This is a genomic window from Castellaniella sp. (assembly GCF_034674885.1).
GTDB lineage: Bacteria > Pseudomonadota > Gammaproteobacteria > Burkholderiales > Burkholderiaceae_B > Castellaniella.
Genome location: NZ_JAUCDS010000013.1, coordinates 1 through 13,956 on the forward strand (window position 1 = coordinate 1; position 13,956 = coordinate 13,956).

Sequence of the window (13,956 nt, forward strand, 5' to 3'; positions counted from 1 at the left end):
CCCACGCCCAGTGAACTGGTCGGCGTGGTGGGTCCCAACGGCTGTGGCAAGTCCAACATCATCGATGCCGTGCGCTGGGTGCTGGGGGAGACCAAGGCTTCGGAATTGCGCGGCGCCTCGATGCAGGACGTGATTTTCAACGGCTCGGGGCAGCGCAAGCCCGCTGCCCGCGCCTCGGTCGAACTGGTCTTCGACAACAGCCAGGGCCGCGCGGCCGGCCAGTGGTCCACCTTTGCGGAAATCGCAGTGCGCCGCATCCTGACGCGCGATGGCGCCAGCAGCTACTTCGTCAACAACCAGCCGGTGCGCCGGCGCGACATCCACGACATCTTCCTGGGCACCGGCCTGGGCACACGGGGCTACGCCATCATCGGCCAGGGCATGATCAACCGCCTGATCGAGGCGCGCCCCGAGGAATTGCGCGTCTATCTCGAAGAAGCCGCCGGCGTGTCGCGCTATAAGGAACGCCGCCGCGAAACGGAAAACCGTCTGCAGGACACCCGTGAGAACCTGATCCGGCTGGACGACATTCTGCGCGAACTGGCCGCGCAGCTGGAAAAGCTCGAATCCCAGGCCCGGGTGGCAGCCGATTACCGGGCCTTGCAGACCGAAGGCGAACTCAAGCAGCATGCCCTGTGGCTGCTGCGGGAACAGGCCGCTCGCGAAAGCCGGCAGACCTTGGCGGCGGACACGGAACGCGCCCAGGCGGAACTGGAATCGGCGGTGGCCGGCTTGCGGTCGCTGGAGGCCGACCTGGAATCCCGGCGTGAAGGACATTTCTCCGCCAGCGAGGCCGTCCATCAGGCGCAGGGGCGTCTGTTCGAGGCCGGGGCGCAGGTCAGCCGCCTGGAAGCCGAGATCCGCCACGTGGTGGATTCCCGGCACCGCCTGCAGGCGCGGCGCACCCAACTGCAATCCCAGATGCAGGAATGGAGCGATCAGCAGACCCACAGCCAGGGCGCCATCGAAGAAATCCAGGAACAGATCGACGAGGCCATCGCCCGGGCCGAGACCCTGGCCGTGCAGGCCCAGTCGGCCCAGGATGGCCTGCCCGATCTGGATGCGCAGTTGCGGGCTCTGAATCTGCAGCGCGACGAATGGCGCCGCAGCCTGGCGCGCACCGAACAGGATCTGGCCCTGGCGGCCCAATCCCAGCGCGACGCGGATCACCAATGGCGCAGCCTGGATGATCGCCGGCAGCGTCTGCAGGATGAACGCCAGGCGCTGGGCATGCCGGATCCGGCGGAATTGCAACGCTGGGAAGGCGAGTGCGCCGTGGCGGAATCGCGCCTGGAAGAAGCCCAGGCCCGTTTGCTGGAACTGGAATCGCGCCAACCGGATCTGGAGGCCGCCCTGACGCAGGCGCAGCAGGCCAGCCAGGATGCACGACTCGACCTGGAACGGCTGGATGCTCGTCGCCAGGCCCTGATCGCCCTGCAGGAAAAGATCCAGTCCGAGGACGCCCTGGAGCCCTGGCTGCAGCGCCAGGAGCTGCACGGGCTGGGTCGCCTGTGGCAGCAGCTGCAGGTGGATGCAGGGTGGGAAACCGCCCTGGAAGCCGTCCTGCACGAGCGCATGAACGCGCTGGGGCTGCGCACATTGGATCATGTGCGGGCGTTCGCCCAGGATGCGCCGCCCGCCCGGCTGGCCTTCTATCAGGTCCCTGGCCAGGCGCCCGCCCCGGCACAGGCGCCTGCCGGAGCCACCTTGTTGCTGGATCGGGTGCATGCGCGGGATGCCGCGCTGCAGCCTTTGCTGGCCAGTTGGTTGCAGGGGGTGTATGTATCCGATGATCTGGGCCAGGCCCTGTCGCGCCGGGCCGAACTGCCGCCCGGAGGGCTGTGGGTCGTGCGAGCCGGCCATCGGGTCGATGCCTGCAGCGCGCGTTTCTACGCAGCGGATTCCGAGCAGGCCGGCCTGCTGGCCCGCCAGCAGCAGATCGACAATCTGGTGCGCGAAATCAAGGCGGCCCAGCTGATCGCCGACCAGGCGCTGGACGCGCATGCGCGCGCCGATGCCGAGCGCCGTGCCCTGGAACAGGCCCTGCAGCCCGCGCGGCTGCAGATTGCCGAGCGCATGCAGGCCCAGCACGATGCCCGGATGCAGCATCACCAGATCAGTCAGCAGATGGCCCGGTCCGACGATCAGGCCCGCCGCCTGGATGGCGATCTGCGGGACATCGAAGCGCAGCAGGCCGAACTGGCTGCCCGGCGCGACGAGGCCGAGGCCTGGTTCGAATCCCAGGATGCGGTGCTGGCCGAACAGCAGGAACGGCAGGCGGCGCTGGACATGCAGATCGAAGATCTGGCAGCCCGGGCCGAGCAGGCCCGTCAGCAGGGGCGCGACCAGGAACGTGCCGCCCAGGAAGCCGATTACGCGGTGCGCGCTTTGCGCAACCGCCTGGATGAGCTGCGCCGCACCTTGCAGCTGGCGGCCGAGCAAAGCCGCCGCTCGGGCGCCGAACTCGAATCCCTGCAGGGTGAATTGTTCGAACTGGACGAGTCCGTCGCCCAGACCGGTTTGCAGGACGCCCTGGAATCGCGGGCCGAAGCCGAAGAGGCCCTGCGCCAGGCGCGTGTGCAGCAGGATCAGGCCGCCGCTACCTTGCGGGAAGCCGACGAGGGGCGCCTGACGCTGGAACGCAATCTGGACCCGCTGCGCGCGCGCATCACCGAATTGCAGCTGAAAGAGCAGGCCTCGCGCCTGTCGGTGGAACAGTACGCCGAACAGCTGGACGCCCGGCAGGTGGATCGCGCCGCCTTGCAGCGCCACCTGGCCGAGCAGCCGCCCCAATGGCAGCGGCTGGACTGGCTGCAGTCCGAGGTCCAGCGGATCTCCCGGCGCGTCGAGTCCCTGGGCGCCGTCAATCTGGCGGCGCTCGACGAATTGTCGGCGGCACGCGACCGCAAGGGCTTCCTGGATCATCAGCGCGACGACGTGCTGTCGGCCATCGATACGCTGGAAAACGCCATCCGCAAGATCGATCGAGAAACCCGCGAACTGCTGTCCCAGACCTTCGAGACGGTCAATCAGCATTTCGGGCAGTTGTTCCCGCAGCTGTTCGGCGGCGGCGAAGCGCGCCTGAGCATGACGGGCGATGAAATCCTGGATGCCGGCGTGCAGGTCATGGCCCAGCCGCCCGGCAAGCGCAACAGCACGATCCACCTGCTGTCGGGGGGCGAAAAGGCCTTGACCGCGACGGCGCTGGTGTTCGCGCTGTTCAAACTCAATCCGGCGCCGTTTTGCCTGCTCGACGAGGTCGATGCGCCACTGGATGATGCCAATACGGAACGCTATGCCAACCTGGTGCGGGGCATGAGCGATCAGACACAGTTTCTCTTCATTTCACATAATAAAATTGCCATGCAGATGGCGCGGCAGCTGGTCGGGGTCACCATGCAGGAACAAGGCGTGTCGCGCATCGTGGCGGTGGACATGGATTCAGCCCTGCAATGGGTTGCTGGCGCAGCCTGAACGGGGTAACGAGGTCTTTATGAGCGATTTGCAGATTTTGCTGATTTCGATTGGGGCGGCACTGATCGTCATCGTCCTGCTGTATAACGGCTGGCAGGAATGGCGCGCGCGGCGCAGCATGCGGGCGACGCTGCCCGAATCCGAGCAGGACGTGCTCATGCAGGATGCCGCGCCCCGGCGCGAACCCAGCCTATGGGAACCCGACCGCGCCGCCGTGGTCGATGAGTCTCCCGAAATCGATCCGGCCTGCGAGGCCGTGATCGACATCGCCCTGGCGCATCCGGCCTCGGGCGAGGCGTTGGCCGAAGCCGTGCAGTCCATCGTGCGCGTGGGTAAAAAACCGGTGCGCGTCTTCGCCGAACGCGAAGGCGGCGGCCACCGCACCCGCCTGCGCGACGACGAATCCTACGTGTCGCTGCAGTTGGCCGTGGTCATGGCCAATCGGGGCGGCGCGCTGACGGCCATCGAATGGTCGAACCTCTGGACCCTGGCGCAGAACCTGGCTGAACGGTTTGACGGCCAGATCGAGGCGCCCGACCAGGACGCCGTCCTGAAACAGGCTGCCGAACTCGACGCGCGCTGCGCCGCCATGGACGCCCAGGTTGGCCTGATCCTGCAGCTGGCCGCCCCGCGCCCTGCCGCAGCCATCGCCCAGGCCGCCTCCGAGGCCGGCTTCGTGCAGTCACGCGGGCAGTGGGCCTGGATGGCCGAGAACGGCTTGCCGCGATTCGTGCTGCAGGTCGATCAGCAGGCAGGCGATCTCTCGCATCGGGCCGATCTGATCCTGGATGTGCCCAACAGCATCCCCGATGACCAGGCGTTCAGCCGGATGGTGGCGGTGGGCCGCGACCTGGCCCAGCGCCTGGAGGCCCATGTGCTGGACGACCAGGGCCGCACATTCCAGGATGCATCGGCGCCCGCCATCGACAAGCAGATCAGCGCCCTGTACGACCAGCTGGACCAGGCCGGTTTCCTGGCCGGCACGGAACGCACCGCCCGAGTCTTTTCGTGACCGATTCCCTGCATCAGCAGCTGCTGGATCTGCGGGCGGAAATCGAGGCCCACAACCACCGCTACTACGTGCTGGACGAGCCGTCCGTCTCCGACGCGCAGTATGACCGCCTGATGGCTCAGTTGCAGGCCATCGAACAGGATCATCCCGACTGGGTCACGCCCGATTCCCCGACGCAGCGGGTCGGGGCCGCGCCCGCCGGGCATTTCGCGCCGGTGCGCCATGCGGTGCGCATGCTGTCTCTGGGCAATGCCTTCGAGGACCCGGACATCCAGGCCTTCGATGATCGCGTGACGGCGATCCTGGCCGAATCCGGGCTGTTGTCGGCTGCCGGGCGGCCGGCGTCCGACGACGGGGAACAGCGCGAGCTGTTTCCGGCGGATGCGGCCCCCGGATCTGCGGCTTCCGCCGTGCCGGGCGTGGACTACGTCGCGGAATACAAGTTCGACGGCCTGGCCGTCAGCCTGCGGTATGAACAAGGCCATCTGGTCCAGGCCGCCACCCGGGGAGACGGCTCCGAGGGCGAGGACATCACCGCCAACATCCGCACCCTGCGTTCCGTGCCGCTGCGCCTGCGCGGCGATACCGCGCCCGCCGTGCTGGAAGTGCGGGGCGAGGTCCTGATGGCGCGCGCGGACTTCGCCCGCCTGAATGAACAGCAGGCGGCGCGGGGCGACAAGCCCTTCGTCAACCCGCGTAACGCGGCGGCGGGCAGTCTGCGCCAACTGGATCCGCGCGTGACGGCGGCGCGACCCCTGCGCTTCTACGCCTACGGCTGGGGGCAGATCCGGGACGCCGCAGGGCGTGACCTGCAGCCGCAGGCGACCCATGCCGCCATGCTGGATTGGCTGGCCACCTTTGGCTTTGCCGTCAGCCCGGGGCGGCAGCGTTGCCGGGGGGCGGCGGAATTGCTGCGCTTCTACGCTTCGGTCGGCGCGCAGCGGGCCACGCTGCCCTACGACATCGACGGCGTGGTCTACAAGGTCAACGATCTGCGCGCCCAGGAAGTGCTGGGTTTCGTGGCGCGTGCGCCGCGCTTTGCGATTGCGCATAAATTCCCGGCCCAGGAAGAAACCACCCGCCTGGTGGGCATTGACGTCCAGGTTGGACGCACCGGGGCGCTGACGCCCGTAGCCCGGCTGCAGCCGGTCTTCGTGGGGGGCGTCACGGTCACCAACGCCACGCTGCACAACGAGGACGAGATCCACCGCAAGGACATCCGCATCGGCGATACCGTGATCGTGCGCCGCGCCGGCGACGTGATCCCGGAAGTCGTCGGGCCGGTGCTGGAATTGCGGCCGGCGGGCACCCTGCCGTTCGACCTGCTGGCGGTCTGCCCGGTCTGTCCGGTCTGCGGGTCCGCAGTGGAACGGCCCGAGGGCGAGGCCATCACACGCTGCACGGGCGGCCTGTTCTGCCCCGCGCAACGCAAGCAGACCCTGTGGCATGCGGCCAGCCGCAAGGCCTTGGACATCGACGGCCTGGGTGACAAGCTGATCGAACAACTGGTCGATGGCGGTCGCGTGCGTACCCTGGCCGACCTGTATGGCCTGACCGGACTGGAACTCTCCACCTACCCGCGCATGGGCCAGAAATCAGCGCAGAACCTGGTGCAGGCCATCGATCAGAGCCGTCGCCCGCCGCTGTCGCGGCTGCTGTATGCCCTGGGCATCCGCCACGTGGGCGAGACCACGGCGCGGGACGTGGCGCGTCATTTCGGCTCCATGCAGGCCATCATGGATGCCTCCGAAGAAGCCCTGCTGCAGGTGCCCGATGTCGGTCCCGTCGTGGCGGCGTCCATCCGTCGATTTTTCGCCGAATCGCATAACCGCGAGGTCGTCGCCGCACTGCAGGCGGCGGGTGTCGCACCCCAGGCGGATGCCGCACCGGTCGGCGCAAAACCCCTGGCTGGCAAGACCCTGGTGTTGACGGGGACGCTGCCCACGCTGAGCCGCGACGAGGCCACGCGCATGATTCTCGCGGCGGGTGGCAAGGTCAGCGGTTCGGTATCGCGCAAGACCGCCTGGGTGGTCGCCGGCGAGGAAGCTGGCAGCAAGCTGGCCAAGGCCGAAGAACTGGGCGTCGCCGTCCTGGACGAAGCCGGCCTGCTGGCACTGCTGAAACAGTAGGACCGAAAGACAGCGGGGCGGTCTTCCAAGGAAGACCGCCCCGCTGTGTCGTGTCGGTGGCGGATTATTTCGCCGCGCTGTTGTCCACGATCTTGGCGTCCTTCATCAGGCCTTTCTGGTAGTCGCCCAGGGCCTGCTGGCGCATCATTTCTTCCAGCTGGGGCTTGGCCTCGTCAAAGGACGGGAAAGCGATGGGGCGCTCGTCTTCGACCTGGATCACGTGCCAGCCGAACTGGGTCTTGACGGGTGCGCTGCTGATCTCGCCCTTTTTCATGCTTTCCACGGCCTGCGCGAATTCAGGCACGTAGTTGCTGGTCGGGCCCCAGCCCAGTTCGCCGCCGTTCTTGCCGCTGCCGGTGTCGATGGAGTCTTTCTTGGCGGCTGCTTCGAAGGTGGTTTTCTTGGCCTTGATGGACTTGATCAGGGCCTTGGCCTGGTCTTCTTCCTTGACCAGGATGTGGCGCAGCTTGTATTCCTTGCGGTCGCCCTGTTCAGCCTTGATGGTGTCGTATTCTTTTTTCAGGTCGGCATCGGTGACCGGGTGGTCCTTCAGGTATTTGGCCATCAGCGCGCGCACCAGGATGCTTTGCGAGGCCAGCTCGGTTTCCTGCTGGACGGCGGGGTCTTTCTGCAGGCCGGCCTTTTCGGCGGCCTGGACAGCAACCAGGCGGTTGATCATTTCCTGTTTGACCTGATCACGCAGCTGCGGCGAATCCTGGGCGCCCTGGCTGACGAGCAGGCTGACGAACTGGTCGAACTTGGCCTGGGAAATCCCCTGGCCGTTGACCGTGACGAGGTCCTTGGCGTAGACCGGCAGAGCCAGGGAGCAGGCCAGGGCCACAACAGCAATACGTTTCATGAAAGTCCTTGGTTGGGGGAAATGCTGGCCTCGATGGCCAATGCGTGAATCGGAAAGGGCATCAGGTCTCGCACGCAATCATACACAAGGCGATGGCGTGCCAGGGTTCCCAGCCCCTCGAAGTGTTTGGACACGATCCGTACCCGAAAGTGCCGTGCGCCGCCCTGGGCGCCGGCATGTCCGGCGTGCAGGTGGGACTCGTCGATGAGTTCCAGTGTGTCCGGGTTCAGGTTCTGCAACCGCGTCAGCAATTGACGGCGCAGATCCGCCGGGTCGGGGATCTGGGCTGTCGTCATGAGGCGTCAGTGTCCTTCGCGGGTGCGGAATCCGTCGTGGCGTCGGCCTGGATGTGCCGGCCCAGCCAGATGGATTGCACGACGACGAACAACAGCAGCAGGATCATCAGGCCAAAGACCTTGAAATTGACCCACTGCGATTCAGTGAACCGTCCGGAAAAGGCCACGTACAGGTTCAGCGCGCCGGATGCGATGAAAAAAGCCGCCCAGCTGTCGTTCAGGCGTGCCCAGGCGCGGTCGGGCAGGGCGATCTTTTCACCCATCAGGCGGCGCATCAGGTTGCGGCCCGTCAGCATGCGGGAACCCAGCAAGATGACCGCGAACAGCCAGTACAGGACAGTCGGCTTCCATTTGATGAAGGTGTCATCGTGCAGCAGCAGCGTGGCACCGCCGAACACGACGATCACGGTCAGGTTGATCCAGTGGGTGCCCTCGATGGCGCGGTGCGTCAGCCGCAGCCACAGGATCTGTGCGATGGCCGCTGCCATGGCCACGCCGGTAGCGACATAGATGTCGGCAAACCGGAACGCCACGAAAAACAGGATCAGGGGGAATAGGTCGAAAAGAAATTTTTTCATTCGGCCGGGATGAATTTGAGGGAAAGGGAATTGATGCAGTAGCGCAGCCCGGTCGGGGCGGGGCCGTCGGGGAAGACGTGGCCCAGATGAGCGCCGCAGGCGGCACACAGGGTTTCGGTGCGGACCATGCCGTGGCTGATGTCGCGTTCTTCGCGGATGGCGTCGGGGCGGATCGGTTCGAAATAGCTGGGCCAGCCGCAGCCGGCGTCGAATTTGGTGTCGGAGACGAACAGCGGCGTGCCGCAGCACACGCAGACGTAAGTACCGGCCTGGGTGGAATCCCAGTAGCGGCCGGTGAACGGTCGTTCGGTGTGTTTCAGACGGGTGACGGCGAATTCATCCGGCGACAGTTGCGCGCGCCATTGGGCGTCGGTGCGAGTGACCTTGTCCACGAAAAAAACCAGTGTTGGGTATCTGAATCGGTAACTTGTTTATCTTAAACGACTTTTCCGTCCCTGTCCCTGGGCTGTCATCTTGGGTTTCATTTGGACGGCCGGCGGCGCTGAACGGGCGGTTTCGGCAGCAAATTGCGTCAGCCTGCGATAATATGACGCCCGATCATGATTCATGCTGAAAACAGGCTGATTTGTCATCAGGGATTGCACGGATACACTGATCAGCCTGCCAGACTGTAACCCCAGTGTACTTGCACGACGATCAAAAATTTACGGAGACCACCATGACATTTGCACGTTCCTTCCGCCTGACCCTGGGCGCTGCGGCCCTGCTGGCGGCGCTGCCCCTGACCGTATCGGCCCAGATCAAGGTCGGCGTGACTGTCTCGGCCACCGGGCCGGCCGCTTCGCTGGGTATCCCGGAACGCGACACGGTCGCGTTGCTGCCAACGCAGATCGGCGGCGAGCAGGTCCAGTACATCGTGCTGGACGACGCTACCGACACAACTCAGGCAGTCAAGAACATCCGCAAGTTCACGGCCGACGACCACGTCGACGTGGTGCTGGGTACGTCGGTGACGCCCGCATCCCTGGCCATGTCGGACGTAGCCGCCGAAACCGGCACCCCCATGATCAGCGTGGCCGCCAACGCCAAGCTGGTCGAGCCGGTGGACGGCCCGCGCAAATGGATCTTCAAGACGCCGCAGAACGACGCCCTGATGGCGGGCGCCCTGGCCGACGCCATGGTCAAACAAAAGATCAAGACCCTGGGCTTCATCGGGTTCAGCGATGCCTACGGCGACGGCTGGCTGCAGGAAATGAAGGCCGCCGCCCAGGCCAAGGGCATCAAGGTCGTGGCTGCCGAACGCTTCGCCCGCCCCGACACCAGCGTCACGGGCCAGGTGCTCAAGCTGCTGGCAGCCAAACCCGATGGCATCCTGATCGCCGCCTCGGGCACGCCAGTGGCGCTGCCGCAGCGCGAACTGGTCGAACGCGGCTACAAGGGCCAGATCTACCAGACCCACGGCGCGGCCAACAACGACGTGCTGCGGGTGTGCGCCAAGGCCTGCGAAGGCATGATCCTGCCCGCCGGGCCGCTGCTGGTGGCCGCGCAGTTGCCAGACAGCAATCCGGTGAAAAAGAGCGCCCTGGTCTACGTGCATGCCTATGAAGCCAAGTACGGCGCGGGGACGACCAACACATTCGGCGGTCATATGTGGGATGCCGGCCAGCTGATCAACGATGCGATCCCTCGCGCACTGAAGACCGGCGCCAAGCCGGGCACGCCGGAATTCCGCTCGGCGCTGCGCGATGCGCTGGAACAGGTCAAGGAACTGCCGGCTTCGCAGGGGATCTTCACCATGAGCCCGACGGATCATGCCGGCCTGGATGTCCGTGGCCGCGTCATGGTCAAGGTCGTCGACGGCAAATGGACCTATCAGCCGGATCTGTAAGCATGATTCACGGCGGTTTTGATCGTCCCGGGCGGCCTGGGCGCATCCTGGAAGCGGGGCGGACATGGATCTGACGATCGCGCTGATCCTGTTGCAGGATGGCATCCTGAACGGGGCCATCTATGCCTTGCTGGGCCTGGCGTTGGTGCTGGTCTTCCTGGTGACCCGGGTCATCCTGATCCCGCAGGGCGAGTTCGTCACCTTCGGCGCCTTGTCGCTGGCCTTTCTGGCCAATGGCCGGGTGCCCGGCACCGCCGCTTTGCTGGTGCTGCTGGGCGTGCTGGTCTGCCTGGTCGAAGCCGTGTCCGCCTGGCGCACGCATCAGTGGCGCGGCTATGGTCGCACGCTGGTCTGGGCGCTGTGTCTGCCCGTGATCCTGTGGGCGCTGGCGCCGCGCCTGGCGGGGCCGGGGGTGCCCTTGCTGTTGCAGGTGCTGTTTTCCCTGGCGCTGGTCATTCCCATGGGCCCGATGATCTATCGTCTGGTGTACCAGCCGGTCGAGCAGGCCAGCGTGCTGGTGCTGCTGATCATCTCGGTGGCCGTGCATTTCGCCCTGACGGGCCTGGGGCTGCTGTTCTTTGGCGCCGAAGGCTGGCGCACACCGGCACTGGTCGAGGGCAGCGTGCAGATCGGCCCGGTGGAATGGACGGCCCAGACCTTTGCCGTGCTGGGCTTGTGTGCCGTCCTGATCACCGCCCTGTGGCTGTTCTTCAGCCGCACCCTGTACGGCCGCGCCCTGCGCGCGACTGCCGTCAATCGCCGGGGAGCCCGGCTGGTGGGCATCAGCACGCGAGTCGCAGGCAGCCTGACATTCACCCTGGCGGCGGCCATCGGCGCCTTGTCGGGCATGCTGATTGCCGCCATCACCACCATTTATTACGACACCGGTTTCCTGATCGGTCTGAAGGGCTTCGTCGCGGCCATCTTCGGCGGCCTGGTCAGCTACCCGATCGCGGCCGCCGGCGCCCTGTTCGTCGGCATCCTCGAGGCCTTTTCTTCGTTCTGGGCCAGTCCCTTCAAGGAAGCGATCGTGTTCACCCTGATCATTCCGGTGCTGCTGTGGCGCTCGTTTGGCAGCGTGCAGCTGGACGAGGAGGACTGATCCGATGCGTCTTTCCTGGATCAAGATCCCGGCCCTGATCGTGCTGGCGCTGTTGCCCTGGATACCGGGCGTACCGGCCTTCTGGATCACGCAGATGAACTACATCGGGCTCTACAGCCTGGTGGTCCTGGGGCTGGTTCTGCTGACAGGGGTGGGCGGGCTGACTTCGTTCGGCCAATCCGCCTTTGTGGGGCTGGGCGCGTATTCCACCGCCTGGCTGACGACGGCTTTTGGGGTTTCCCCTTGGCTGGGCCTGTTGGCGGGCCTGGTGCTGACCTGCCTGGTGGCCTATGGGCTGGGCGTCATCACCCTGCGCCTGTCCGGCCATTACCTGCCGCTGTGCACGCTGGCCTGGTGCCTGGCCTTGTATTACCTGTATGGCAATCTGGATTTCCTGGGCCGCTACGACGGCATCGCCGGTATTCCGCCGCTGATGCTGGGCGGCTGGTCGCTGGCCGCCAGCGAATCCATGTACCTGCTGATCTGGCTGGTGCTGCTGCTGGCCCTGTGGGCCACGCACAACCTGCTGGATTCCCGCGCGGGACGCGCGATCCGCGCCTTGCGCAGCGGGTCCATGGCTGAATCGTTCGGCGTCGATCTGGCGCACTACAAAGTCGTGATCTTCGTCTATGCGGCGCTGCTGGGCAGCGTGTCGGGCTGGCTGTACGCGCACATGCAACGGGCGGTTAGCCCCAGCCCGTTCGGCCTGGGATACGGCATCGAATATCTGTTCATGGCGGTGGTGGGCGGGGCCGGCAGCGTCTGGGGCGCGGTGGCCGGCGCCGCTGCTGTGCTGATTCTCAAGGACCAGCTGCAGAACCTGCTGCCCAAGCTCGTCGGCACTGGCGTCAATCTGGAACTGCTGGCCTTCGGGGTGCTGATGATTCTCGTGTTGCAGTACGCCCGAGACGGCCTGTGGCCGGTGCTGGCCCGGATCGGGCGCTGGGTAGGCGGGCAGGCGTCCGCCAACGCGCCGCGTCGTCTGCAAACGGCGGCAGTGGAACTGCCGCATCGGCCCTTGCCGCCTGACGGGCAGGTCGTGCTGGAAGTCGACCAGGCGCGCAAGGAATTCGGCGGGCTGGTGGCGGTGAACGACATCAGCTTCCAGCTGCGGGCCGGGGAAATCATGGGGCTGATCGGCCCCAACGGCGCGGGCAAGAGCACGACCTTCAATCTGATCAGCGGCGTGCTGCCGCTCAGCGGGGGCCAGGTGCGCTTCATGGGCGAGCGTATCGACGGCCGCCCGGCTCACGACATCGCCCGCCGAGGCCTGGTGCGCAGCTTCCAGCACGTGCAACTGCTGCCGGACATGACGGTGCTGGACAACGTCGCCCTGGGGGCGCACCTGCGCAGCCGCACCGGCGTGGTCGCGGCGGCGCTGCGCCTGGATCGGGCCAGCGAGGCGTCCCTGCTGCAGGAGGCCGCGCGCCAATTGCAGCGGGTCGGGCTGGGCGACGTCATGGAGCAGCCGGCGGGCAGCCTGCCGCTGGGCCGCCAACGCATCGTGGAGATCGCCCGCGCCCTATGCGGAGACCCGATCCTGCTGCTGCTCGATGAACCCGCCGCCGGCCTGCGCTACCAGGAAAAACAGGCCCTGGCGGCCGTGCTGGACCAGCTGCGCCGCGAAGGCATGAGCCTGCTGCTGGTGGAACACGACATGGATTTCGTCATGAAGCTGACCGATCACCTGCTGGTCATGGATTTCGGCACGCCGCTGGCCGAAGGTGTGCCGGCGGACATTCAAAACAATCCCGCCGTGCTGGAAGCCTATCTGGGCGGCCTGGACGACGATTGGGAGTCCGCAGCTCCGGCTGCGGCGCATCGGCTGCATCCAGAGGCGGCATCATGACGGCGCCCGAGAATGCCGCCGATACGGTCCTGTCGGTTCAGGGCCTGTCGGCCCATTATGGCAAGGTCGCCGCCCTGGATCCTCTGGACCTGACGGTGGGGCGGGGCCGGATCGTGACGGTGATCGGCGCCAACGGGGCCGGGAAATCCACCTTGCTCAACGCCCTGATGGGCGCCTTGCCGCAGCGCGGGCACAGCCATGGCCAGGTCTTGTTCCAGGGTCAGGCGATCCAGGACTGGGATATCGAACGCCGGGTGGGGTTGGGCCTGACGCTGGTGCCTGAACGGCGCGAGCTCTTTGCCAGCATGTCGGTACACGACAATCTGCTGTTGGGTGGCTTTCGCCTGTACCGGGCCGGGGTGCGCGGCTGGCGGGACACCTTGGACGAGGTCTACACCCTGTTCCCGCGCCTGCGCGAACGGGCGGACCAGGCAGCCGGAACCCTGTCGGGTGGCGAGCGCCAGATGCTGGCAGTAGGCCGCGCCCTGATGGCCCGCCCATCCCTGCTGATGCTGGACGAGCCCAGCCTGGGACTGGCGCCCCGCGTGGTGCGGGAAATCTTCCAGACCATCGCCCATCTGCGCGGCACAGGCGTATCCATCCTGCTGGTCGAGCAAAACGCCCGCGCCGCCCTGCATGTGGCCGACACCGGCTACGTTCTGGAAACCGGTTCAGTCGTGCTCCAGGGCGAGGCCTCGATGCTGGCCACCCACCCCCGAGTAATCGAAAGTTATCTGGGATTCGCCGGGACGTAGAACAGTCCCTGCGGACTGTTCTACGCCAGGCGAATCGAAGCGGCCTGCAGGCC

The 13,956-nt window shown here is 66.2% G+C and carries 11 protein-coding genes; 7 read left to right on the top strand and 4 right to left on the bottom strand.

Annotated features, from left to right (window positions below; all coding sequences use genetic code 11):
• From smc to ligA, 3 genes are all read left to right on the top strand, one after another.
• A partial coding sequence (gene smc / locus VDP74_RS08865; protein WP_322999268.1) for a chromosome segregation protein SMC occupies nucleotides 1-3,474 on the top strand: 3,474 nt, incomplete at its 5' end.
• Nucleotides 3,475-3,493: 19 nt separating this feature from the next.
• A complete protein-coding gene (locus tag VDP74_RS08870; protein ID WP_322999269.1) occupies nucleotides 3,494-4,486 on the top strand; it encodes a cell division protein ZipA C-terminal FtsZ-binding domain-containing protein in 993 nt (330 codons plus the stop codon).
• A complete protein-coding gene (ligA, locus tag VDP74_RS08875; RefSeq protein WP_322999270.1) occupies nucleotides 4,483-6,615 on the top strand; it encodes an NAD-dependent DNA ligase LigA in 2,133 nt (710 codons plus the stop codon). Before VDP74_RS08870 ends, ligA begins: the two co-directional genes overlap by 4 nt.
• A 64-nt stretch (nucleotides 6,616-6,679) precedes the next feature.
• Here the strand turns inward: ligA and VDP74_RS08880 are convergent, their stop codons facing one another.
• Genes VDP74_RS08880 through msrB form a run of 4 tightly spaced genes read right to left on the bottom strand, consistent with a single transcriptional unit; the run spans nucleotide 6,680 to nucleotide 8,740 of the window.
• Nucleotides 6,680-7,474 carry a peptidylprolyl isomerase gene (locus tag VDP74_RS08880; RefSeq protein WP_322999271.1) on the bottom strand — a complete coding sequence of 265 codons (795 nt, stop codon included), beginning with the start codon at nucleotides 7,472-7,474 and terminating at the stop codon, nucleotides 6,680-6,682.
• Nucleotides 7,471-7,770 carry a BolA family protein gene (locus VDP74_RS08885; protein WP_322999272.1) on the bottom strand — a complete coding sequence of 100 codons (300 nt, stop codon included), beginning with the start codon at nucleotides 7,768-7,770 and terminating at the stop codon, nucleotides 7,471-7,473. The genes VDP74_RS08880 and VDP74_RS08885 overlap by 4 nt, the downstream gene beginning before the upstream one ends.
• The gene (locus VDP74_RS08890) at nucleotides 7,767-8,348 is read right to left on the bottom strand and encodes a septation protein A (protein ID WP_322999273.1); all 582 of its coding nucleotides are present in this window, start codon (nucleotides 8,346-8,348) and stop codon (nucleotides 7,767-7,769) included. The genes VDP74_RS08885 and VDP74_RS08890 overlap by 4 nt, the downstream gene beginning before the upstream one ends.
• Nucleotides 8,345-8,740 (bottom strand): peptide-methionine (R)-S-oxide reductase MsrB, encoded by a 396-nt coding sequence (msrB, locus tag VDP74_RS08895; protein WP_322999274.1) that lies wholly within the window; start codon nucleotides 8,738-8,740, stop codon nucleotides 8,345-8,347. Before msrB ends, VDP74_RS08890 begins: the two co-directional genes overlap by 4 nt.
• A gap of 287 nt (nucleotides 8,741-9,027) precedes the next feature.
• Between msrB and VDP74_RS08900 the strand changes: the two genes are divergently transcribed.
• From VDP74_RS08900 to VDP74_RS08915, 4 genes are all read left to right on the top strand, one after another.
• Entirely contained in the window at nucleotides 9,028-10,197 is a 1,170-nt protein-coding gene (locus tag VDP74_RS08900) for an ABC transporter substrate-binding protein (protein WP_322999275.1), read from the top strand.
• Nucleotides 10,198-10,261: 64 nt separating this feature from the next.
• Nucleotides 10,262-11,299, top strand: a complete 1,038-nt coding sequence (locus tag VDP74_RS08905; protein ID WP_322999276.1) for a branched-chain amino acid ABC transporter permease — start codon at nucleotides 10,262-10,264, stop codon at nucleotides 11,297-11,299.
• 4 nt (nucleotides 11,300-11,303) lie between these two features.
• Nucleotides 11,304-13,148 carry a branched-chain amino acid ABC transporter ATP-binding protein/permease gene (locus tag VDP74_RS08910; protein ID WP_322999277.1) on the top strand — a complete coding sequence of 615 codons (1,845 nt, stop codon included), beginning with the start codon at nucleotides 11,304-11,306 and terminating at the stop codon, nucleotides 13,146-13,148.
• Nucleotides 13,145-13,903 carry an ABC transporter ATP-binding protein gene (locus VDP74_RS08915; RefSeq protein WP_322999278.1) on the top strand — a complete coding sequence of 253 codons (759 nt, stop codon included), beginning with the start codon at nucleotides 13,145-13,147 and terminating at the stop codon, nucleotides 13,901-13,903. Before VDP74_RS08910 ends, VDP74_RS08915 begins: the two co-directional genes overlap by 4 nt.
• Nucleotides 13,904-13,956: the final 53 nt, after the last annotated feature.